Source organism: Streptococcus pseudopneumoniae (assembly GCF_001076775.1).
Lineage (GTDB): Bacteria > Bacillota > Bacilli > Lactobacillales > Streptococcaceae > Streptococcus > Streptococcus pseudopneumoniae_G.
The window spans coordinates 155,768-177,706 of the sequence record NZ_JVGV01000007.1 but is presented as its reverse complement, the minus strand read 5'-3'; the positions used below and the strand labels follow the sequence as shown (position 1 = coordinate 177,706).

General features: G+C 40.5%; 23 protein-coding genes and 1 pseudogene. 4 read left to right on the top strand and 20 right to left on the bottom strand.

Features of this window, described 5'->3' with window-relative positions:
- Nucleotides 1-48 precede the first annotated feature (48 nt).
- The 7 genes and pseudogenes from ADJ60_RS01825 to parE form a co-directional block, all read right to left on the bottom strand.
- On the bottom strand, nucleotides 49-783 hold the full coding sequence (locus ADJ60_RS01825; RefSeq protein ID WP_049543041.1) for a CPBP family intramembrane glutamic endopeptidase: 735 nt from the start codon (nucleotides 781-783) through the stop codon (nucleotides 49-51).
- Nucleotides 764-1,597 carry an aminoglycoside 6-adenylyltransferase gene (locus ADJ60_RS01820; protein ID WP_049543062.1) on the bottom strand — a complete coding sequence of 278 codons (834 nt, stop codon included), beginning with the start codon at nucleotides 1,595-1,597 and terminating at the stop codon, nucleotides 764-766. The genes ADJ60_RS01825 and ADJ60_RS01820 overlap by 20 nt, the downstream gene beginning before the upstream one ends.
- A gap of 16 nt (nucleotides 1,598-1,613) precedes the next feature.
- A pseudogene (locus ADJ60_RS10940) lies at nucleotides 1,614-1,832 on the bottom strand (GNAT family N-acetyltransferase); the annotation flags it as partial.
- 66 nt (nucleotides 1,833-1,898) lie between these two features.
- Nucleotides 1,899-2,273 (bottom strand): GNAT family N-acetyltransferase, encoded by a 375-nt coding sequence (locus tag ADJ60_RS01815; protein WP_049543039.1) that lies wholly within the window; start codon nucleotides 2,271-2,273, stop codon nucleotides 1,899-1,901.
- Nucleotides 2,274-2,362: 89 nt separating this feature from the next.
- The gene (locus ADJ60_RS11585) at nucleotides 2,363-3,106 is read right to left on the bottom strand and encodes a DUF6261 family protein (RefSeq protein WP_049543036.1); all 744 of its coding nucleotides are present in this window, start codon (nucleotides 3,104-3,106) and stop codon (nucleotides 2,363-2,365) included.
- 76 nt (nucleotides 3,107-3,182) lie between these two features.
- Nucleotides 3,183-4,715, bottom strand: coding sequence for an Abi family protein (locus tag ADJ60_RS01805; RefSeq protein ID WP_049543059.1), 1,533 nt, complete (start codon nucleotides 4,713-4,715; stop codon nucleotides 3,183-3,185).
- A gap of 35 nt (nucleotides 4,716-4,750) precedes the next feature.
- Nucleotides 4,751-6,700, bottom strand: coding sequence for a DNA topoisomerase IV subunit B (parE, locus tag ADJ60_RS01800; protein WP_049543034.1), 1,950 nt, complete (start codon nucleotides 6,698-6,700; stop codon nucleotides 4,751-4,753).
- A gap of 135 nt (nucleotides 6,701-6,835) precedes the next feature.
- On the opposite strand from parE, the gene plsY reads away from it, so the two are divergent.
- Nucleotides 6,836-7,477: a glycerol-3-phosphate 1-O-acyltransferase PlsY gene (gene plsY / locus ADJ60_RS01795; protein ID WP_020902935.1), complete on the top strand. Its 642-nt coding sequence runs from the start codon at nucleotides 6,836-6,838 to the stop codon at nucleotides 7,475-7,477.
- A gap of 37 nt (nucleotides 7,478-7,514) precedes the next feature.
- Here plsY and ADJ60_RS01790 read toward each other — a convergent pair whose 3' ends face one another.
- The 9 genes from ADJ60_RS01790 to ADJ60_RS01750 form a co-directional block, all read right to left on the bottom strand.
- Nucleotides 7,515-8,471 (bottom strand): ABC transporter permease, encoded by a 957-nt coding sequence (locus tag ADJ60_RS01790; protein ID WP_049543031.1) that lies wholly within the window; start codon nucleotides 8,469-8,471, stop codon nucleotides 7,515-7,517.
- 2 nt (nucleotides 8,472-8,473) lie between these two features.
- Nucleotides 8,474-9,532, bottom strand: a complete 1,059-nt coding sequence (locus ADJ60_RS01785; protein ID WP_049543029.1) for an ABC transporter permease — start codon at nucleotides 9,530-9,532, stop codon at nucleotides 8,474-8,476.
- Nucleotides 9,525-11,060 (bottom strand): ABC transporter ATP-binding protein, encoded by a 1,536-nt coding sequence (locus tag ADJ60_RS01780; protein WP_033684970.1) that lies wholly within the window; start codon nucleotides 11,058-11,060, stop codon nucleotides 9,525-9,527. Before ADJ60_RS01780 ends, ADJ60_RS01785 begins: the two co-directional genes overlap by 8 nt.
- A gap of 142 nt (nucleotides 11,061-11,202) precedes the next feature.
- Nucleotides 11,203-12,255, bottom strand: a complete 1,053-nt coding sequence (locus ADJ60_RS01775) for a BMP family lipoprotein (protein WP_049543026.1) — start codon at nucleotides 12,253-12,255, stop codon at nucleotides 11,203-11,205.
- A gap of 89 nt (nucleotides 12,256-12,344) precedes the next feature.
- Nucleotides 12,345-12,734 carry a cytidine deaminase gene (locus ADJ60_RS01770; RefSeq protein ID WP_000246088.1) on the bottom strand — a complete coding sequence of 130 codons (390 nt, stop codon included), beginning with the start codon at nucleotides 12,732-12,734 and terminating at the stop codon, nucleotides 12,345-12,347.
- Nucleotides 12,721-13,383: a deoxyribose-phosphate aldolase gene (gene deoC, locus ADJ60_RS01765; RefSeq protein WP_049543024.1), complete on the bottom strand. Its 663-nt coding sequence runs from the start codon at nucleotides 13,381-13,383 to the stop codon at nucleotides 12,721-12,723. Before deoC ends, ADJ60_RS01770 begins: the two co-directional genes overlap by 14 nt.
- A gap of 19 nt (nucleotides 13,384-13,402) precedes the next feature.
- Entirely contained in the window at nucleotides 13,403-14,680 is a 1,278-nt protein-coding gene (locus ADJ60_RS01760; protein ID WP_049543019.1) for a pyrimidine-nucleoside phosphorylase, read from the bottom strand.
- Nucleotides 14,677-15,267, bottom strand: a complete 591-nt coding sequence (locus tag ADJ60_RS01755; protein WP_080983309.1) for a methyltransferase — start codon at nucleotides 15,265-15,267, stop codon at nucleotides 14,677-14,679. Before ADJ60_RS01755 ends, ADJ60_RS01760 begins: the two co-directional genes overlap by 4 nt.
- 178 nt (nucleotides 15,268-15,445) lie before the next feature.
- Nucleotides 15,446-15,850, bottom strand: a complete 405-nt coding sequence (locus ADJ60_RS01750; protein WP_033684964.1) for a hypothetical protein — start codon at nucleotides 15,848-15,850, stop codon at nucleotides 15,446-15,448.
- Nucleotides 15,851-16,049: 199 nt separating this feature from the next.
- Here ADJ60_RS01750 and coaA point away from each other — a divergent pair, with 199 nt between their 5' ends.
- The 3 genes from coaA to ADJ60_RS01735 all read left to right on the top strand — a co-directional run bounded on the left by coaA (nucleotide 16,050) and on the right by ADJ60_RS01735 (nucleotide 17,851).
- Nucleotides 16,050-16,970: a type I pantothenate kinase gene (gene coaA / locus ADJ60_RS01745; protein ID WP_020902939.1), complete on the top strand. Its 921-nt coding sequence runs from the start codon at nucleotides 16,050-16,052 to the stop codon at nucleotides 16,968-16,970.
- Between the two features lie 67 nt (nucleotides 16,971-17,037).
- Nucleotides 17,038-17,274 (top strand): 30S ribosomal protein S20, encoded by a 237-nt coding sequence (rpsT, locus tag ADJ60_RS01740; RefSeq protein WP_001274000.1) that lies wholly within the window; start codon nucleotides 17,038-17,040, stop codon nucleotides 17,272-17,274.
- A 52-nt stretch (nucleotides 17,275-17,326) separates the two neighbouring features.
- Nucleotides 17,327-17,851, top strand: coding sequence for a DNA topology modulation protein (locus tag ADJ60_RS01735; RefSeq protein ID WP_020902940.1), 525 nt, complete (start codon nucleotides 17,327-17,329; stop codon nucleotides 17,849-17,851).
- Between the two features lie 25 nt (nucleotides 17,852-17,876).
- Here ADJ60_RS01735 and deoD read toward each other — a convergent pair whose 3' ends face one another.
- From deoD to ADJ60_RS01715, 4 genes are all read right to left on the bottom strand, one after another.
- On the bottom strand, nucleotides 17,877-18,587 hold the full coding sequence (deoD, locus tag ADJ60_RS01730) for a purine-nucleoside phosphorylase (protein WP_049543016.1): 711 nt from the start codon (nucleotides 18,585-18,587) through the stop codon (nucleotides 17,877-17,879).
- A gap of 699 nt (nucleotides 18,588-19,286) precedes the next feature.
- Nucleotides 19,287-20,570, bottom strand: a complete 1,284-nt coding sequence (locus ADJ60_RS01725) for a chloride channel protein (RefSeq protein WP_049543013.1) — start codon at nucleotides 20,568-20,570, stop codon at nucleotides 19,287-19,289.
- A 2-nt stretch (nucleotides 20,571-20,572) separates the two neighbouring features.
- Entirely contained in the window at nucleotides 20,573-21,382 is an 810-nt protein-coding gene (locus tag ADJ60_RS01720) for a purine-nucleoside phosphorylase (RefSeq protein WP_049543011.1), read from the bottom strand.
- Nucleotides 21,379-21,939 carry a DUF1697 domain-containing protein gene (locus ADJ60_RS01715; RefSeq protein WP_049543009.1) on the bottom strand — a complete coding sequence of 187 codons (561 nt, stop codon included), beginning with the start codon at nucleotides 21,937-21,939 and terminating at the stop codon, nucleotides 21,379-21,381. The genes ADJ60_RS01720 and ADJ60_RS01715 overlap by 4 nt, the downstream gene beginning before the upstream one ends.

Here is a 21,939-nt window from a genome sequence, read left to right as displayed (position 1 = left end):
ATTCTCTTTTTAGTGTTTTATTGTAAAGTAAATCTATATTTTATAAATTTAACTGTTTCTTTGTAGGTAGTAAGAAAAGAAGAGCAATCCTACTAATCCTAGAATGAATAAAAGATTAATTTTAATAACAAATAAGCTAAGTAGGGTATTAATTAGGCCGTGAAAAATGGCGCAAAAAAGGACCGACTTAGTCTTTTTGAAAACAGCTGCTAGAAGAATACTGAGATAAATTGCAAATAGACTGAATAATATAAAAGGCATACCACTTTGGGAACTTCCAATCACAAACCATAAAGGTATATGCCATATTGCCCAAATACAACCTGTTATCAAACCGGAAATCCAAAAGGAGAATCTAGTTTCCAAAGTTGGTTGCAAGATGCCTCGCCATCCCAATTCTTCTTCGCCACCATAAACACAGACTGCACTCAAAAAAACAACAAACAAATTTCCTAGTGGAAAAGCCGGATTAAGCTCCTTAGATGAGAAAGCAATGACACCTGTTTGCACGAAAATTAGTAAAAGAAATAACAAAATATATTTCTTTGAGTCCCCTAAGATAAAAGAGACTATGCTTTTAATGGATTTTTGAGGCAAACAAGAAATTGCTGCAATGGTAGGACCGAAACCTCCTAGTAAATGGAGAAAAACTCCTAGTGGACTTGTTAGACTTAAGAGGTTCATTTGCGTCAGAAAAGCGAGCAATCCCCAACCAAATCCCCAAGAAATGAGAAAACTAATCAGTAAAAATTTTGTTATCTTATTATTTTGTAAATGTTTCATTTTTTTCGAGTCTCTCCTCAGCATACTGAATCATCTTCTCAGCCACTTCTTTTCCATACTTAAATCCCATCTTTTGAGCAAGACTTTGAGCTTCTTGATGGAAAAGTTGCATGGTAGCAAATAAAGACTGAGTGATTTTGTCTAAACTTGAGAAATCAAGAAGAGCAGAGAATTCCTTCTCCTTCTCAATTGGCAAGTAGTTGAAGAGATACTTGTAATTTTTACCAATGTCGACAACACCTCTATCACTTGCTACCTGCCAAGCTAAGATTTTCAATAGTTCTTGCTGACAAATACCGTAGAGGTGGTCAGTCGCATGTATGACTTGCTTACGGCATATCCCTTTGACCACGTAGGCTGACACCCACCAAAATTCATTGCAGGATTTTACAAAATTCGTTTCAGTAGCTGGGCTTGTCCAGTAACGCTCTAGATTTTGAGAATAGGGTTCAAATAAATGTTCTGGATCTTCTAAAACAGTGAATCCTGCCTCACTATCCACCCACTCTTTGATGTGCTCTTTTGGGCAAAGAGTCAAATCGATACGGTTGCCGTCTTCAAAAAGCATAAGATTTAGACGACGATGGTCAAGAGCAACCTCTTGCTCAATAATGCGTTTGCCAAACTGGTCTAGCCAGGAAAGGTCACTCGTCAAATTATCTAAATCATCCACGACATAGACCACGTCATAGTCTTGAAATTCATCTTTCGGAGCATGATCATTTGTTCTAGAACCCGATAAAGCAACAGCATCGACTTTTAAACTTTCAGCTATTTGTAAAATCAGATTCATCATTTCTGTTTCAGTTCTCATGGGAATACCTGCCTTTTTAGTGAAAACTCTTGATTCTGTAAAGGATATGTCTATAAAGAGGACTGACTGCTGGAACTTTTTCATTATCAAATTCTTTGACAAATTCCATGCCTAGCTTTTGCATGACTTTTTGCGAAGGGAGATTGTACAAGGATGTAAAAGAGTAAACTTCTGACAAGCCAGCTTGCTGGAAAGCGAAGTCTAGACAGGCTTGGGCAGCCTCCGTCTCATAACCATCTTGGCTAGTTCAAGCGAATCTGTCAGACCCAGTTTGTTGTCAAGCGTCATTGTCTGTCTCCTTTCATTCAGATTTTCTAAACCCTGTACCAACAGGCTTAAAACTTATTGACCGATAAAATCCATCTGCTTCAGATATTAATTCAATCCGTGTCAAAGGATATTTTTTGTGAATCTCCTCAATCAGCTGCTGTCCCAGTCCTTTTCTGCGGTGGGATTTATCAATAATTATTTCAGCTAAAAAGGTCGTCATGACTTCATCTGTCAAGTAGCGGACAAAACCAAGGATTTTCTGGTTCTCTTCAACTACCAAGTAATGGGACAGATTTGTTGAAAATAATGATGCCACTTTTTCCTCTGTAAAAGAAATCCATTTTTCATTTTGATAAAGGGAATAAATAGCTTGACAATCTTTTGTGATTGCAGGTCTGATTATCATTTTCTACTCCTTTCAAATCCGATGCGACCACTAATAATTTTTCAACTCAAATTTAGTTATATTCTAGTTGCTCTCCGTCGCTTCTTCCCTCACCTTCTTAGCTGGCTTGCGTTCTTAGCTGGCTTGCGTTTTTTATATTGACTGCGAATAGCGTTGAGATGGTCACGGAGATCGGCATACTGCTTTTTATCTGGATAAGCATAGGCGTTTATTGCAGTAAAATCCACAAGGAAGTCATAGATTTCTTGCAGTTTCGCACGGACTTCCTTATTTTGACTAGGTGCCTTGCCTTTTTGCTCAGCCAAGCGCTCCTTATAGGCTTTTTCAAACTGAGCCTGCGCCTTTGTCAAGGTTTCTACATGAGTTGTCAAATGAAGGATTGAAAGGGCAGTTTGGTAGTCAGTATCTTTTAGCTCCTTTAGCAAATGGTTAATAGCTTCTGTCTCTTTTTCGTAGCTCATACTCGTTAGCCCAGCATAATTTTTGAAAAGTTTGCTGAGTTTGTCGTAAGCTTCCTTGCTACTTGCCTCCTTCATACGAGAGAAGGCCTTGACCAAACCAGTCAAGGTAGAAAGCGCATCATCACGCTCACGATCAGACGCTTCCAAACTAGAAACCGTTTGACTGGCCTTGGAACGGTGCAAACCAGCTTGCAAGGTCTCAAGAAGTTTCTCCATATCCCCAAGCTTCGTTGCATAAACCTGCTCAGACTTATTATCTTTTGTAAAAGCCCCCAACTCATCCTTGCTCTCAGATAGAAGTTGGAAGAATTCGTTGTTTTCTAAATTGCGTACAGTTAAACTCGTGATTCCATTTACTGTTAGAAAAGAAATTCTTCATGTGAAATTTCTTGTTTTAGAACTGGGAAGGTGATTATTCGTTTGGGATAGTGTTTTAAAATAGTAAAAATCAAAAATACCTCTGCAAATCCAGTCCTGTTTCATAAAAATGGAGGATTGCCGTTTTCTCTGCAAGTGATGCTTCATTTGCTATTATTTTATATGCTGGAGGATAATACTGAAGAAGTGCATCTGACTCAAACATTGTTAAGTCTCCAATATCTTTTAAAATGGGATTGACATCTTTTTCTTGTTCATTCCTATCATAATCACTGCCATAATCTAAGAAATAATTCGATTCGTTTTTGAAATCATTATACATTTTCTCATCAAAAAGACTAATGAATCGATGATAAATAAAATTAAGTTCAAACCAAGCTTTTCTGTAGGGATTACCAAAAATGTTTTGTGCACTCCCTACTGACACAGACTCGTCAAATCCTTGGGACATCAGTACCTGTTTTAAATAACCAAATATAAACCAATCTTTAATTTTAGTTCTTTCAAGAGGGTTATCAAATTCCAAATCCCAGTTAGGATTATAATCAGGATTTACTATAGTTGGAATCACAAACCTTCCATGTGCCGCTGCATTTCTTATAATTCTTAAATCTGAAAGTACTGTTTTATGTAAAACAATATCTTTGACAAAAGGAGTTAATAAACGTCCCCCTGTAGAAATACTTTCTTTTGAAAAATCATCAAACTTAACAAGCAAAGATTCTAAAGTACTCAAATCCATTTGGTCCATTAAATCTTCTAATGGAATTATATCGGAATTAATATAATCAAATTTATCTGAGTAACTTAGATACTTAAATCTGTTTTGGGCTCTCTTATATTGTCCTTTCTTAACATCGTCTGTAGAATTTTTCCAGTATCTAACAACTCTAGTAGCAATTTCATCTCCACCTTCTCTCTGAGTAGCTAATCTACTTAATAAACTTTTGTATGAATTTTCAATCCCTAATATCCATCTTAACATCTTTTCCCTAAATACTTTGTCAATATCGTCAATTTTAACAATGTGTTTTACATCGATTTTTTTAAAATTACCCAAAGTTTTTTCAATAAAAAGACCATTAACAATATAATCTAACATATAGGGTTGAAATCCTATTTTTTTCAAATATTCATATAAAATAGCCTCATCATCTATCAAAATAGAATCATAAAGTTTTTTTAACTCGGAAGCAGTAAACTGATCAACTATAGACTCAAACTCTCTGATTTCGTTCTCCATTTGAATTTTTGATGGTAGTTGAATATTAAACAAATCAAATTTTTCTTTTACTTGTTCCAAATAGGACTTTGATTCCACACGCTTTTCCTGAATTAAATTTCGAGAATCAAACTTTAAGTCACCAGCTTCTCTAATTATCTTATCTCTAAGACTTACTCCCTTTTTTATATTAAACTCTACCTCTTTACTATATTCAATGTACTCAATACCGTTGATTTCTTTTATCATCTCAGGAGTAAACTGAAATGGAAGCTCCTCACCTTCTTGACCAAAACTATCCGTAGAAATATATCCGTAATTTCTAAATAGCTTGATAATTCTTCCTACACCTTTTTTCTTCTTGTTTTTATTTTTTCCCATTCTAAAAACTCCCATAACCTATACCTTCAATTTCATCAAAACACCATCTCCCCACTCTCCTCCAGCGTAAACTTGACATTATCTTCAATCCATTTACGACGTGGTTCGACCTTATCTCCCATGAGGACATTGACGCGGCGTTCGGCGCGTGCTAGATCTTCAATCGTGACACGAATGAGAGTTCGAGTTTCTGGATTCATGGTTGTTTCCCAGAGCTGGTCCGCATTCATCTCACCGAGACCTTTATAGCGTTGGAGGGTAGCGCCTTTACCGAGCTGCTTGCGGAGTTCTTCAAGTTCTCCGTCTGTCCATGCGTAGGCCACTTCTTCTTTCTTGCCTTTACCTTTGGACATCTTGTAAAGAGGCGGGAGGGCGATATAAACATGTCCTGCCTCAACTAGCGGACGCATGTAGCGGTAGAAAAATGTCAAGAGTAAAGTCTGAATGTGGGCACCGTCGGTGTCCGCATCGGTCATGATAATGATCTTGTCATAGTTGGCATCTTCAAGGGAGAAGTCTGCTCCAACACCCGCACCAATGGTATAAATCATGGTATTGATTTCTTCATTTTTGAGGATATCCGCCATCTTGGCTTTAGCTGTATTGATAACCTTACCACGAAGAGGCAAGATTGCCTGGAACTTGCGGTCACGGCCTTGTTTGGCAGAACCTCCGGCAGAATCCCCCTCGACTAGATAGAGTTCATTCTTAGCTGGATTCTTAGACTGGGCTGGGGTCAATTTCCCAGACAACAAGCCCTTATCTTTTTTATTTTTCTTCCCATTTCGGCTCTCATCACGCGCCTTACGTGCCGCTTCACGAGCATCACGCGCCTTGATAGCCTTGCGGATGAGGTTAGAAGCCAATTCCCCATTTTCCATAAGGAAAAAGGTCAACTTATCAGCCACAATTCCATCCACAACAGGACGAGCAAGAGGGCTTCCTAGCTTATCCTTGGTCTGTCCTTCAAACTGCAAATGTTCTTCCGGAACCAAGATAGAAAGAACGGCCGCTAGTCCTTCACGATAGTCTGACCCTTCAAGGTTTTTATCTTTTTCCTTGAGAAGCCCCGTCTTACGCGCATAGTCATTCATAACCTTGGTGATAGCAGACTTGAGACCTGTCTCGTGCGTTCCACCGTCCTTGGTGCGAACGTTATTGACGAAGGACAAGATGTTATCTGAAAATCCATCATTGTACTGGAGGGCCACTTCCACTTGGAAACCATTGTCTTCCCCTTCAAAGTATAGAACTGGCGTCAAGGTTTCCTTGTCTTCGTTCAGATAAGAAACAAAGTCCTGTACCCCATTTTCATAGTGAAACTCAACAGACTCATCTGTGCGTTTATCCGTTAGAGACAAGGTCACATTTTTCAAGAGAAAGGCTGACTCATTGAGGCGTTCTGAAATGGTATTGTACTTGAAATCGATTGTAGAAAAGATCGTCGCATCAGGCATGAAGGTCACTTTGGTACCTGTCTTGGACTTGGGTGCTGTACCGATTTTCTTCAGAGTCGTGACAGGTTTTCCACCATTTTCAAAACGTTGCTTATAGATTGCCCCATCACGGGTAATTTCAACTTCCAGCCAACTTGAAAGAGCGTTAACAACGGAAGAACCCACCCCGTGGAGACCACCAGATGTCTTGTAGCCACCCTGACCGAATTTCCCTCCGGCGTGAAGAATGGTAAAGATAACCTCAACTGTTGGGATTCCCATCGCGTGCATTCCAGTCGGCATCCCACGTCCGTGGTCTTGAACCGTTAAACTGCCGTCTTTATTAATGGTCACATCAATACGGTCACCAAATCCAGACAAGGCTTCATCGACAGCATTATCGACGATTTCCCAGACTAGGTGGTGGAGCCCAGCGCCATCGGTCGATCCGATATACATCCCTGGACGTTTTCGGACCGCATCCAACCCTTCTAGCACCTGAATGGCATCATCATTATAATTGTTAATATTGATTTCCTTTTTTGACACAAGGAACCTCCTATTCGTTCATCTTTACTATTCTACAGGTTTTCCAAGGATTTTGCAAAATTTTTCTTTCTCCGGTGTGACAATTTCAGAAGAGATTCTCTGCCTTTCTTCTCCATTTCATGATATAATAGGAGTATGATTACAATAGTTTTATTAATCCTAGCTTATCTGCTGGGTTCGATTCCGTCTGGTCTCTGGATTGGACAAGTATTCTTTCAGACAAATCTGCGTGAACACGGTTCTGGAAATACTGGAACAACCAATACTTTCCGCATTTTAGGTAAGAAAGCTGGTATGACGACCTTTGTGATTGACTTTTTCAAAGGAACTCTAGCAACGCTTCTTCCAATTATTTTTCATCTTCAAGGCGTTTCGCCTCTCATCTTTGGACTTTTGGCTGTTATTGGTCATACCTTCCCTATCTTTGCAGGATTTAAGGGAGGTAAGGCTGTCGCAACCAGTGCTGGAGTCGTTTTCGGATTTGCACCTGTCTTCTGTCTCTACCTTGCAGTTGTTTTCTTTGGAACCCTCTATCTTGGTAGTATGATTTCACTATCTAGTGTCACAGCATCTATCGCGGCTGTCATTGGAGTTTTACTCTTTCCACTTTTTGGTTTTATCTTGAGTCACTATGACCCTCTCTTCATTGCTATTATCCTAGCACTTGCTAGTTTGATTATCATTCGTCATAAGGATAATGTCGCTCGTATCAAAAACAAGACTGAAAATTTAGTCCCTTGGGGATTGAACCTAACCAATCAACATCCTAAAAAATAAAACGCCAGTTCATTCTGAACTGACGTTTTTTGTATGCTTATTTTGATTTGATATAGTTGATACCATCTGCTTTTGGTGCGACTGCTTTTCCAAAGAAGGCTGCCAAGACAAGAATTGTCAAAACATAAGGTGCGATTTGAAGATAAACCGCAGGCACTCCTTGTAGGAACGGCAATTGAGAACCGATAACAGCCAAACTTTGTGAAAGCCCAAAGAATAAACTAGAAAGCATGGCTCCGATTGGATTCCATTTTCCGAAAATCATCGCAGCAAGAGCGATAAATCCAGGTCCAACAATAGTTGTCACTGAGAAGTTAACTGAGATGGATTGAGCATAAATCGCTCCGCCAATTCCACCTAAGAAACCTGAAATGATAACTCCTAGATATCTCATCTTGTAGACATTGATTCCCAAAGTATCCGCTGCTTGAGGGTGTTCACCAACAGAGCGGAGACGAAGACCAAATCGGGTCTTGAAAAGGATAAACCAAGCAAAGAATGAGAAGGCAATGGCCAGATAACCAAGTAAACTAGTTGACTTGAAGAAGATATCACCAATCACTGGGATATTTGCCAAGACTGGGAAATCAAAGCGTCCAAAAGTCTGACTTAGGTTGTCGGTTTGTCCTTTGTTATAAAGGACTTTCACTAAGAAAACAGCCAAGGCTGGCGCCATCAAGTTCAATACCGTACCGCTGACAACATGGTCTGCACGGAAATGAACCGTCGCTGCTGCGTGGATGATAGAGAAGAGACCACCAACTAATCCTGCCACAAGCAAAGATAGCCATGGAGTTGCTGCTCCAAATTGTTCTGCAAATTCAAGGTTAAAGACAACTCCAGAAAAGGCACCCATAACCATAATTCCTTCAAGACCGACGTTTACCACACCACCACGTTCAGAGAAAACACCACCAATACTTGTAAAGATGAGAGGTGCTGAGTAAATCAGCATAGAAGACACCAAGAGGGTGAGCAAGGTTGTAATAGACATCTTTACTTACCTCCTTTAACTTGTTTTTTCGGTTTGACAAAGCGTTCAATAAGGTAATGAACACTGACAAAGAAGATAATAGACGCTGTTACAATGCTGACAAGCTCAGACGGTACCTGCGCCGCATTCATACCAGGAGCTCCAACTTGGAGAACACCAAATAGGAAGGCTGCAAAGAGAATACCAATTGGTGAGTTGGCCGCAAGCAAACTAACCGCCATCCCGTTAAATCCGACAGCTAATGACGACCCCTGAACATAAACGTTCTGGAAGGTTCCAAGTCCTTCAACAGCTCCACCAAGACCTGCCAAAGCACCTGAAATAATCATTGAGAGGATAATCGTTCGTTTTGCAGAAATACCAGCGTATTCTGAAGCATGTGGATTAAGACCAACAGCACGGATTTCAAAACCAAGAGTTGTTTTCTTGAGCATGAACCAAATAACTGCAACGGCAATGATGGCAAAGAAAATACCAATATTCATCCGCGAATTACCAGTCAACTCAGACAACCAAGGTGTCTGATAGGTTGCATTAGCCCCAACACGAATGGTCGAATCTGTACTTTGCATAAAGTCTTTAGGGAAGGCATGGATAAAGGCATTTCCTACATACAATACAATGTAGTTCATCATGATGGTCACAATGACCTCTGACGTCCCTAGATAGGCTCTCAGAATACCCGGAATCGCGCCGACAATTCCACCAGCAATCAGGGCAATCACGATAGTTGCTAGAATCATCAAGGGACGTGGCATATCTGGATGCAACAGGGCAAACCAACCACTGAGAATCCAACCTGCTAAAGCCTGACCAGGAAGTCCGACGTTAAAGAAACCAGCACGACTGGCAACAGCAAAGCCAAGACCAATCAAGACCAAAGGCCCCATAGCACGGAAGATTTCTCCAATCCCACGCAGACTACCAAAGGCTGTATAGAACAATTCTTCATAGCCCCAAATAGCATCATAACCGAAGATCCACATAACAATGGCCCCAAGTAAAATTCCTAGGAAGACAGAAATCAAGGGAACCGAAATTTGTTGTAATTTTTTAGACATCACTCTTCTCCTTTCCCAAGTTTCCACCAGCCATCAAGACACCAAGTTCTTGCTTATTGGTTGTTTCTGGTGACACAATACCTTGAATCTTACCATCGTGGATAACAGCAATACGGTCTGAGACATTTAAAATCTCATCCAATTCAAAGCTGACAACAAGAACAGCCTTCCCATTATCACGCTCTTCAATCAAGCGTTTGTGGATATATTCAATGGCACCGACATCCAAACCACGAGTTGGCTGGCTGACGATAAGGAGATCAGGATCTCGATCAATTTCACGAGCAATAATTGCTTTTTGTTGATTTCCTCCTGAGAGTGCAGCTGCAGGAACAAATTCGCTGGCAGCACGAACATCAAACTCTTCCATTAGCTTTTTAGCATAAGAAGTAATATTTGAATAGTTCAAAATTCCATTTTTACTATGTGGTTCTTTGTAGTAGGTTTGAAGGGCAATATTCTCAGAAATCATCATTTCCAAAATCAAGCCATCACGGTGACGGTCTTCTGGAACGTGCCCAACACTCAACTCTGTAATCTGACGTGGGGGCAAGCCTACAATTGAATCTCCTTTTAGCTCGATGCTACCAGATTCAACCTTGCGAAGACCTGTGATTGCTTGAATGAGTTCAGACTGACCATTTCCATCAATCCCCGCAATACCAACTATCTCTCCGGCACGAACATCCAAGGATAGATTTTTTACAGCTGGGACACCACGGTTTTCATTGACCACCAAATCTTTGATTGACAAGACCACTTCTTTTGGTTGAGAAGCTTGCTTCTCTGTTTTAAAGGAAACAGAACGACCTACCATCATTTCTGCCAAATCAGCATTGGTAGCCCCTGCAATTTCGACAGTTTCAATTGATTTCCCACGACGGATAACTGTAACGCGGTCAGAAACTGCGCGAATCTCGTCTAACTTGTGGGTGATCAAGATAATTGATTTTCCTTCTTTGACAAGATTTTTCAAAATAGCCATCAACTCATCAATTTCTGATGGAGTCAAGACAGCCGTTGGTTCGTCAAAGATAAGGATATCAGCCCCCCGATAAAGGGTTTTTAAAATTTCTACACGTTGTTGGGCTCCAACTGAGATATCTGCTATCTTGGCAGAAGGGTCAACAGCTAAGCCATAACGTTCAGAAAGAGCCTTGATTTCTTTGCTAGCTCCAGCGATATCTAGCACACCATTTTTAGTCAATTCACTACCTAAAATGATGTTTTCAGCCACTGTGAAGGCTTCTACCAACATAAAGTGCTGGTGAACCATTCCGATTCCCAAGCTAGCCGCTTTAGATGGTGAATCGAGATTGACAACTTGACCGTTGACCACAATTTCACCACTAGTTGGTTCAAGAAGCCCTGCTAACATGTTCATGAGCGTGGACTTACCAGCCCCATTTTCTCCTAAAAGTGCATGAATTTCACCTTTTCGTAGGTGCAGGTTGATTTTGTCGTTGGCAACAAATTCACCAAACACCTTGGTAATATCACGCATCTCAATGACATTTTCGTGTGCCATGTGCTCTTCCTTTCAGAGTCTTATTTTATTTCAATAAAACTTGCTAGTTTGTCTAGTAGCAAGCTTTACTGAGACAAAATGACTTTGTCTCAACTCTTAAAAAGCGGCCGATGGCCGCTTCCTAAGAAATAACTTCCATCCATTATTTTGCAGGAACTTTTACGCTTCCATCAAGGATTTTAGCTTTTGCATCTTCAACGGCTTTTTTACCTTCTTCAGAAAGGTTAGTTGTTACCAAGTCAACCCCTTTATCTTTCAATGAGTAAACGATCACTTGACCGCCAGGGAATTCACCTTTTTCTGCCTTGTTAGAAATATCTTTTACAGTTGTACCAACTTGTTTCAAAGTAGATGCAAGAACAAAGTTTGATTCTTTGCCATCTTTAGAAGTGTATTTACCTTCTGCTTCTTGGTCACGGTCAACACCGATAACCCAAACTTTTTCATTTTCAGGACGGCTTTCGTTGAGTGATTTTGCTTCTGCAAAGACACCAGCACCTGTACCACCAGCTACTTGGTAAACAATATCTGCACCGGCTGCGTATTGTGCAGCTGCAATTGTTTTACCTTTAGCAGCATCACCAAATGAACCAGCGTAGTCAACTTGGACTTTGATAGATGGGTCTACTGACGCAACACCAGCCTTGAATCCTGCTTCAAAACGAGAGATAACTTCTGACTCCTGCCCACCTACAAAACCAACTTGTTTTGTCTTAGTTGTTTTTGCTGCAGCTACACCTGCAAGGTAACCTGACTCATTATCAGCGAAAGTTACGCTCGCAACATTCTTTTGATCTTTAATCACATCATCAATCAAGACATAGTTCAAATCAGTGTGCTCTGCTGCTGCATCTTTAACTGCATTGTGAAGGGCAAAACCAACACCAAAGATTAGGTTGTAACTTCCAGCCGCTTGTTGCAAGTTGTTAGCGTAGTCAGCTTCACTTGTTGATTGGAAGTAAGTGAAACCGTTATCTTTTGAAAGATTGTGTTCTTTACCCCAAGCCTGCAAACCTTCCCAAGCTGATTGGTTGAATGATTTGTCATCAACACCACCAGTATCAGTGACGATTGCTGCTTTTGTCTTCACATCAGAAGATGAATCTGCCTTACGAGAAGAGCGGTTACCACATGCAGCAAGTCCAACTGCTGCCACTGCTACTAGGCCAAGACCTAGCCATTGTTTCTTGTTCATTACTGAACCTCCTAAATAAGATGTGCAACGATGTTGCAAGTATGGATTGGTTGGCCACAAGGACCGTGCCACTCAGAGAGCGACTCAGACTAATTTAAGTCTGTAAAAGAGTATGGAAGTAATTCCCCGACCGTCATCTCGACCGTCGATTTATCTTTTGCGACTAAGGTCACTTTTAGATCTTGTTCAAAAAACTCGACCATTACTTGGCGACAAGCGCCACATGGTGAAATCGGTTTTTCAGTTTGTCCATAGACAATCAATTCGGAAAATTCTCTTTGTCCTTCAGATATAGCCTTAAAAATGGCTGTTCTCTCACCGCAATTGGTCAAAGGATAGCTAGCATTTTCGATATTCACTCCCGTGTAAACACTTCCGTCTTTTGCCACTAAAACTGCTCCGATAGGAAAGTGAGAATAGGGGACATAGGCATGTTTGCTGGTTTCAATTGCCAGTTCAATCAACTCAGTAGTCGCCATCTGCCAATTCTCCTTTTAAAATGGCTACCCCAGCTGACGTTCCGATACGAGTCGCACCTGCTTCGACAAAGGCAAGAGCATCTGCATAAGAACGAGCTCCACCGGCAGCCTTGACACCCATATCAGGTCCAACTGTTTCACGCATTAATTGAACATCTGCTATCGTAGCGCCGCCAGTTGAAAAGCCAGTAGATGTTTTAACAAAGTCAGCTCCCGCTTTTTGGGCTAATTGACAAGCCACTACTTTTTCTTGGTCAGTCAGAAGGCAAGCTTCAATAATAACTTTCACTAACTTATCACCACTTGATTCCACAACTGCACGTATATCAGACTCAACCAAATCAAGATTTCCTGATTTGAGAGCACCGACATTGATCACCATATCAATCTCATCTGCGCCATGTTGAATCGCTTCTTTGGTTTCAAATGCTTTTACAGCTGAAGTTGTTGCTCCCAGTGGGAAACCGACTACTGTGCAGACCTTGACATCAGTGCCTTCAAGCCCTGTTTTAGCATATTCAACCCAGGTCGGATTGACGCAAACACTGGCAAAATCATACTCTCTAGCCTCAGACAACAAACAATCAATTTGTTTTTCTGTCGCATCTTGCTTCAAAAGCGTATGATCGATATATTTATTTAATTTCATATCCGGATTCTCCTGTCGTTTATGAGATAATTTCTATAATTTCTCGTAAACTTTGCACCCTATCATTTATTTTAACATATTTTTGAAAATCTGTAACTAGCTGAGGAGAAATTTTCCCATTTGTGTATACTTTTGCAACAATTTCTCCCTTTTGAACGGAATCTCCAACTTTCTTTTCAAAAACAATTCCTGTTTCATAGTCCAAGGCATCAGATTTGACTGCACGGCCTGCCCCCAGCCTCATGGCATAGAGACCAAATTCCATTGCTGGAAGAGCTGAAATGACACCCGTTTCCTGAGCAGGGATTTCCACCACATGGGCAACATTGACTGGGCGATAGAGGTCTTCCAAGTCTCCACCTTGGGCTTGGACCATTTCCTCAAATTTAGCCAGCGCTTGGCCATTTTCAAGATGTTGGCGAACTTCTTCAACTGTCTTGTTTACATTTGCCAGGCCAAGCATAATTTGAGCCAATTCACAGATGAAGTGGGTAATATCCTGACGGCCTTGCCCTTGTAAAATCTCCAATGCTTCAAGGATTTCCAGACGATTTCCAATAGCACGCCCTAAAGGCTGGCTCATATCCGTAATGACTGCAACTGTTTTACGGCCGACTGCTTTCCCTAAATCCACCATGGTTTGAGCCAATTCACGCGCCTCATCAACCGTCTTCATGAAGGCCCCCTCACCGACAGTTACGTCTAGCAAAATAGCATCCGCCCCTGCCGCAATTTTCTTGCTCATCACCGAACTGGCAATCAAAGGAATCGTGTCTACAGTTGCGGTCACATCACGAAGGGCATAGAGAAGCTTGTCAGCTTTGACCAGCTGGTCTGATTGCCCAATGACAGATACACCAATGTCCTGTACCTGACGAATAAAATCCTCTTGACTGCGTTCCACTTGATAGCCCTTGATTGACTCCAATTTATCAATTGTTCCACCAGTATGGCCGAGACCACGACCACTCATTTTTGCCACAGGTACACCAAAGCTAGCAACAAGAGGAGCCAAAATCAAGGTCACCTTATCACCAACACCACCAGTAGAATGCTTGTCAACCTTAACCCCATCAATAGCAGATAAATCAAACTCTTGCCCTGTCTTGACCATCTTCATAGTTAGGTCAGAGATTTCTCGAGTCGTCATTCCTTTGAAATAAACAGCCATAGCAAAAGCAGACATCTGATAATCAGGAACAGTTCCTGACACATAGCCTTCAACTAGCCATTCAATTTCACTCGAAGTCAGTTCTTGACCGTCTCGTTTCTTTTGGATTAAATCAACTGCTCTCATTCTTTCACACTTCTAAGGATATAGTATCCCTTATCTTTTTTGACGATTTCACAATTACCAAACACATCTTCCATCTTGGACTTGGCACTTGGAGCCCCTTGTTTCTTCTGAATAACGATTGTTAAATCCCCACCAGTTTCCAAAAAATCTTTACTTTTCTCAATGATTTCATGAACCACTTGCTTGCCTGCACGGATAGGAGGATTGGAAATGACATGGTCAAAATGTCCTTCAACTTGTTCATAGATGTTGGACTGGAAAATCGTCGCTTCTATTTTATTTCGTTCAGCATTTTGTCGCGCCAAATCCAAGGCACGATTATTGATATCGACCATGGTCGACTGAACTCCATAAGCCTTAGCTAAAGACAAGCCCAAAGGTCCGTAACCACAGCCTACATCAAGAACAGTTTCTCCTTGGTTGACCTCAAGACACTTGAGCAAGAGTTGACTCCCAAAGTCAATCATTTTCTTGCTAAAAACACCCGCATCCGTCAAAAAGGTCATTTTTTCTCCCAACAAGTCCACTCTCAACTCATGAATGTCGTGAGCAGCGTCAGGATTCTCTGCATAATACATTTTACTCATGAAACTATTTTACCATAATTTGACTTAAATTGTAAATCGTTTACAAATTGATCATAAAACGAAAAAGACTGAAGAAAGCTAGTAAACAAGACTTTTTCTTCAATCTCTTTTAACTTTTATAACCGAATAACAAAGCACGTAGGACTAGATATCTCATAGTCTATAGTCTGGCACATTTTTATTTCTTTACCTTCAAATGCTTCATTACCAACAAGATTCCCAACAAGATGTTTAGATAAAAGCCCAACTGATACGTTTTTGTCAGAATTTCCAAACTTGTCCAAAGTCGGATTAAATCTTCTAGTGACATGCGGAAGAAATAACCCTCTGTAGCAATCCATAGAACTAAAAAGACATAACTTCCAGCAGCAAACCATTTCGTCCACCGTTTTTTTAGGAAGAAAGCAATCAAGAGCGAACAGATAAAGACAGCTGTTACAATGGCATGTTCCATCAAAAAAGTAAAACCGTAATAGGTTTCCACAAAACGTCTACCATTATCCGCATTCGCTCCTTTTAAAAAAGGTAGTGCAAAACTTAAAATAAAACAGAGTTCCAGTATATAACTTTTTAAGATTTTCATAGTACACCTCCTATAAATTGTGAATCCCAAAGCCCCCTTTATTGGCTTATAAGTCAGGAGAAAGTAGCTCCTACCTCATCAAGAAATTGGTCAACCCTATCTACTTCTATTATACGATATTGGTTTACTATCATCAAGAAACCGCTTTATTTTTTTAGCTTTTTATGGTATGATAAACAAAATATCTAGGGGAAAACAAATGACCAACGAATTTTTACATTTTGAAAAAATCAGCCGCCAGACTTGGCAATCGTTACATCGAAAGACAACACCTCCTTTGACAGAAGAGGAATTAGAATCCATCAAGAGTTTTAATGACCAGATTAGCTTGCAGGATGTTACCGATGTCTATCTCCCCCTAGCCCATCTCATCCAGATTTACAAGCGTACCAAGGATGATTTGGCCTTTTCAAAAGGGATTTTCCTTCAACGTGAAAGCAAGTCCCAGCCTTTTATCATTGGGGTTTCTGGGAGTGTTGCCGTTGGAAAATCCACAACCAGTCGCCTACTTCAAATCCTACTGTCCCGTACACTTACAGATGCTAGGGTTGAGTTGGTAACAACCGATGGCTTTCTCTATCCCAACCAGACCTTGATTGAGCAAGGGATTCTAAATCGTAAGGGATTTCCTGAAAGCTATGATATGGAAGCTCTTCTCAACTTCCTGGATCACATCAAAAATGGACAAGATGTAGATATTCCTGTCTATTCTCATGAAGTCTACGACATCGTACCTGAGGAAAAGCAGAGCGTCAAAGCTGCTGATTTTGTCATTGTTGAGGGAATAAATGTCTTTCAAAATCCACAAAATGAGCGTCTCTACATTACTGACTTCTTTGACTTTTCCATCTATGTTGATGCTGCAGTCGATGACATCGAGAGTTGGTATCTAGACCGTTTCTTGAAAATGCTGAGCCTAGCCCAAAACGACCCTGATAGCTACTATTATCGTTTTACACAAATGCCGATTGGGGAAGTGGAATCCTTTGCCCATCAGGTCTGGACCAGTATCAATCTCACAAATTTACAAAATTATATTGAACCAACTAGAAATCGTGCAGAAGTGATTCTTCATAAAACAAAGAACCATGAAATCGATGAAATTTACTTAAAAAAATAATTTTCCCTTGTCAAAACGTAAGTTTTCAGATATAATGGTATAGTTAGTAAATATGGAGGTAAGAACATTGGCAAACATTAAATCAGCTATCAAACGCGCTGAATTGAACGTTAAACAAAACGAAAAGAACTCAGCTCAAAAATCAGCTATGCGTACTGCTATCAAAGCTTTCGAAGCAAACCCATCTGAAGAACTTTTCCGTGCTGCTAGCTCAGCTATCGATAAAGCAGAAACTAAAGGTTTGATTCACAAAAACAAAGCAAGCCGCGATAAAGCTCGTCTTTCAGCTAAACTTGCTAAATAAGAAACAGTCCATAGAGGCTGTTTTTTTGTCCCCAAATAGGAAAAGGTAGAAAATGAAAATCGCAATTATCGGATATTCTGGTGCTGGTAAGTCAACTCTAGCTGAAAAGCTGTCTCACTGCTACTCCATCCCAAAACTTCACATGGACACACTCCAATTTCAACCCGGTTGGCAAGACAGTGATCGTGAATGGATGTTGACCGAGATGGAAAATTTTCTCACAAAGCATGAAGCTTGGGTCATTGATGGGAATTATTCTTGGTGTTTCTATGAGGAAAGAATGCAGGATGCTGACCAAATCATCTTTCTCAATTTTTCTCGCTGGAATTGTCTGCTACGAGCCTTTAAACGATACCTCACATACCGAGGCAAGGTCAGAGAAAGTATGGCAGCTGGTTGTCAAGAACAATTTAATTGGGAGTTTATCAGATGGATTCTTTGGGACGGACGGAGCAAATCCGCTAAGGAACGCTACAAGTGGATTCAAAAAAACTATCCATATAAAGTGGTCATCCTCAGATCACAAAAAGAGATAGATCAATTTCTAGATAAGAAAAGGAAGTCCTCCAATTCATAAAGAAGGGCTTCCTTTTTAGATATAATTACTCTGCAATCAAGGTTTCTAATCCAACCTTCATCATATCAGTGAAGGTATTTTGACGTTCTTCTGCAGTTGTGTCTTCGTCTGGATTAACCAAGCTATCAGAGATTGTCATAATAGCTAGCGCGTCAACATGGTGTTGGGCTGCCAGATAGTAAAGGGCTGCTGCTTCCATTTCCACAGCCTTGACTCCCCATTTACCAAGTTCGATGTTCTTTTCAAAGTAGTTTGAATAAAAGACATCAGATGATAAAACGTTCCCAACGTGGGTTGTCATACCAAATTTTTTGGCGATATGGTAGGCCTTATCCAGCAAATCAAAGCTAGCGATTTGTGGGAAATCGTACTGTGGCCAGTCATTACGGACGATGTTTGAGTTAGTTGCAGCCGCCTGCGCCAAAACTAATTCACGAACGTGAACATCTTCATTCAAAGAACCCGCAGTTCCCACACGGATCAATTTCTTCACACCGTAGTCAACAATTAACTCACGCGCATAAATCGAAATAGATGGTATCCCCATCCCAGTTCCCATGACGGATACACGGTGGCCCTTGTAAGTACCAGTGTAACCAAACATGTTACGCACTTCGTTAAAACAAACAGCATCTTCAAGGAAATTCTCCGCAATAAACTTAGCACGAAGAGGATCCCCAGGAAGAAGAATTTTATCAGCAATTTCACCCTGCTGAGCAGCAATATGGATAGACATAATTTATGATACAAAGAGCGACAAGAAAACGACTGAAAATTAGGAATCTGACGAGAAATCCTGATTTCTCAGTCAGATTATCTATTTTCCGAGTTTCCCGCTCGTGTTCAAATTAGAACACCTCACTCTACCTTTCTTTTTTTATATTCAGGATAGCGACAGAGAACAAAGTAAAAATAGGAAACTGACGAAGCATCTCAGATGCTAGACAGTTTATCTTTTTTACACAGTTCTCCGCCCGTATTCAGTTCAATGAATACAGTTAACCCATCCTTTCTTTATTCTAAAATTTATAATCAGAAAGATACCAAACCCGTCAAAAAGCAAAGGGAAAATAGGAGTTGGGTGCAGTGAGCGATGCTCGCTAGGCCAACTATCTTTTTCCCACTGCTTTTAGGGTGGGTTCAATTCCTTTCTTTCTTAATTTTGATGATATTGAGAAGATTAGCCCAGATTCAATTCAAACCCGAACTCCCTTTTTCTTCTGAGTTTTTAGAAAAGTTTTCCGCTCGTGTTCAAATCAGAACATCTCGCTCTACTTTTCTTTTTTTTTATTTTTATATTTCATAGCTAGGAAAAATCGGATTCAACCATGACTCCGATAAGCCTACTTCATTTTTATTTAAAACAGTTATAAATAAATTGAGAGTTTTTTTAATATTTTAAATCAAATCATTGACTAGAAGAAATGGGCATTTCCTACCTAATTACTTTACTCTTTGACTTCTGACACAGTATGCTAGCCCAAGGAAAGCAATCTAACACTTTTGCAAAACCATAAGCTAGGAAAGCTGTTACTAAGAGATATGGAAGAGATTCTATACCTAGCCCAGTGAAGCCTATTACTAATCCAGTTGCAGACCAGGGAGCCCTCAAGGTCACAGATAAAAAGCAAACAGAACCCAAAAGTAAAACGGTTGGCTGACTGTCCAAACCTAGAATCATGCCCAAGAGAGCAGCTCCAGCCATCCCCAAGGCAAAAGATGGCGTAAGGGTACCACCATAGGCCCCTGCCCACAGAGTAATAAGAACGACCAGTGCTTTTAGGATAAACAAGAGGAATACTGTTTTGCCATTGCTACCATTCAATACTTCCTGAGCCATCATACGTCCATTTCCAAGTAGATGTGGAAAATAACTTGCCAACCCAGCAAGAAAAAGAAAAGTTGTAGGCAATGTGAGAAGTACTCGTTTATCTTTTATCCTGTTTGAAGACGCTGCCTTACTTAAGCGACCAAAAAGCCAAGCCAGAGGGGTTAAGAAAAGAAGTAATAAGGGAATAATCCATATTTCCTTTAATGACCATGTGATAGCTGGAATCTGGTAGAGAGCCTGATCTGAAATAACCAAGCCTGCCATATAGGTTGAAACATAGGTAGTCAAACCGACTAAGACAAATCGTTTAATAGATAGAGCAATTCCTAGGGTTTCAAAAACAAAGAAGACACTTGTTAATGGAACCTGATAAACAGCCGCTAAACCAGCACCAGCACCACAAGCAAGGAGAAAGATTTGATCCTTCTTAGAGAGAAAACATTTTTTTCCAATTGGCCCTGCAAATAGAGTTCCAATCTCTCGTGGTGCAGCTTCTTTGCCAATAGGGGCTCCCCCTCCAACTGCAATGATCTGCCAAATTGAATGAAATAGCTGTTTTAGAAAATGAAGCTTGTATTGTGAAGTCTCATCCTTCATCTGAGCTTTGATGGAATAAATCTTAGACCCTTTTTGCAAGAAATACCAGACCAAGGATGAAGCAAGACCCACGATCATTAAACTTAGTCCTATCTGTGAGGAGGAAACTCCATCTGTCAAAAATCCAGTATGATGCTCTGACCGACCAAAAGCTAGCTCCTCCACCATCTCTAAAAGATAATGGAGAAATATACCAGATAAACCTGAAACTATTCCTTGCAGAATTACTGCTATGAATAATCTAAAATTATAAGGGATTTTTCGAAAAATACTCCTCAATTCTATTAACATGATTACAATTCAGCAAGAATCGCTTTAAGCAAGCCTTTGAAGTCGCCTTTAACACGTTCAGTCACTTCTACAACTTCTTCGTGGTTGAGTTCTTCTTGGAATCCAGCTGCAAAGTTAGTAATACATGAAATACCGAGAACTTTCAAGCCTGAGTGGGCTGCCACAATAACTTCAGGAACAGTCGACATACCAACTGCATCTGCTCCCAGTGTCTTATAAGCACGGATTTCTGCTGGAGTTTCATAAGTCGGACCTGTTACACCAATATAGACACCTTCATCAAGCTTGATGCCAAGTTTCTTGGCCACTTCATGGGCAGTAGCACGATATTCTGGAGTGTAGGCTTTAGACATATCTGGGAAACGTGGACCAAAGTCATCCAAGTTTTCACCCATCAATGGGTTTTGCCCCGTCATATTGATATGGTCTGAAATAGCCATCAAAGTACCAGGCCCATATCCAATACCACCAGCAGCATTGGTTACAATGACACCTTCACATCCAAGAACTTTCATGACACGAACTGGGAAAGTCACAACTTCCAGAGGATTTCCTTCGTAGAAATGGAAACGCCCTTGAAGAGCTAAGACCTTGCGACCTGCAAGTTCACCATATACCAATTTACCAGCGTGACCGACTACTGTTGAGCGGCCCCAGTTTGGAATGTCTGCATAGTCTACTACAACTGGATTTTCGATTTCTTCTGCCAATTCTCCAAGTCCTGATCCAAGGATTAGACCAAACTCAGGCGCTTGAACACCCTTTTCTTTCAGGAAAGCAGCTGTTTCATTGATTTTGTTTAAAAATGTCATTGTGTGTCTCCTTTATTAGTTTTAAGCATTTGACCGATTTTGTCAAAGGTTTTGGCATTGCGAATGGTGATGTTGCGATAAAAAGGCATCTTGAGCAAGTACTTATGATAGGCAGTTGCATAGTAGGATTCCTCAGAGAATTTCCCCCAGAAAATCCCAAGTCTTCCAAAATGAACGATTTCATCTTTCAATTCCAAACTTTCAACTGTCTCAATGACTTTAGCCACATCCAATCCCTCCGTGTAAAAGAGGATATCCTTTCGTGCCAAATCTTTGGTCCACCAATCTGGCAGATTCTTCAGCTCTTCTTCATAATCTTCCTGACTTAGTAAAGAAAAGCTCTGAATAAATGGATAATGGACTGCAAAGAAATCCTCTAACTTTTCAACTAATCGGTCCTTGGGAACTGTCGAAGTAAAGAAAATATTGCCACTGTTGATGTAGGTTTCAACTTTTTCCAGTCCCAACTCTGTCAATTCTTGACGAAGTTGCGCCATGACAACTTTATTTTTGCCACCAACATTGATGCCTCTAACCAGCAAAGCATAACGCGTCAT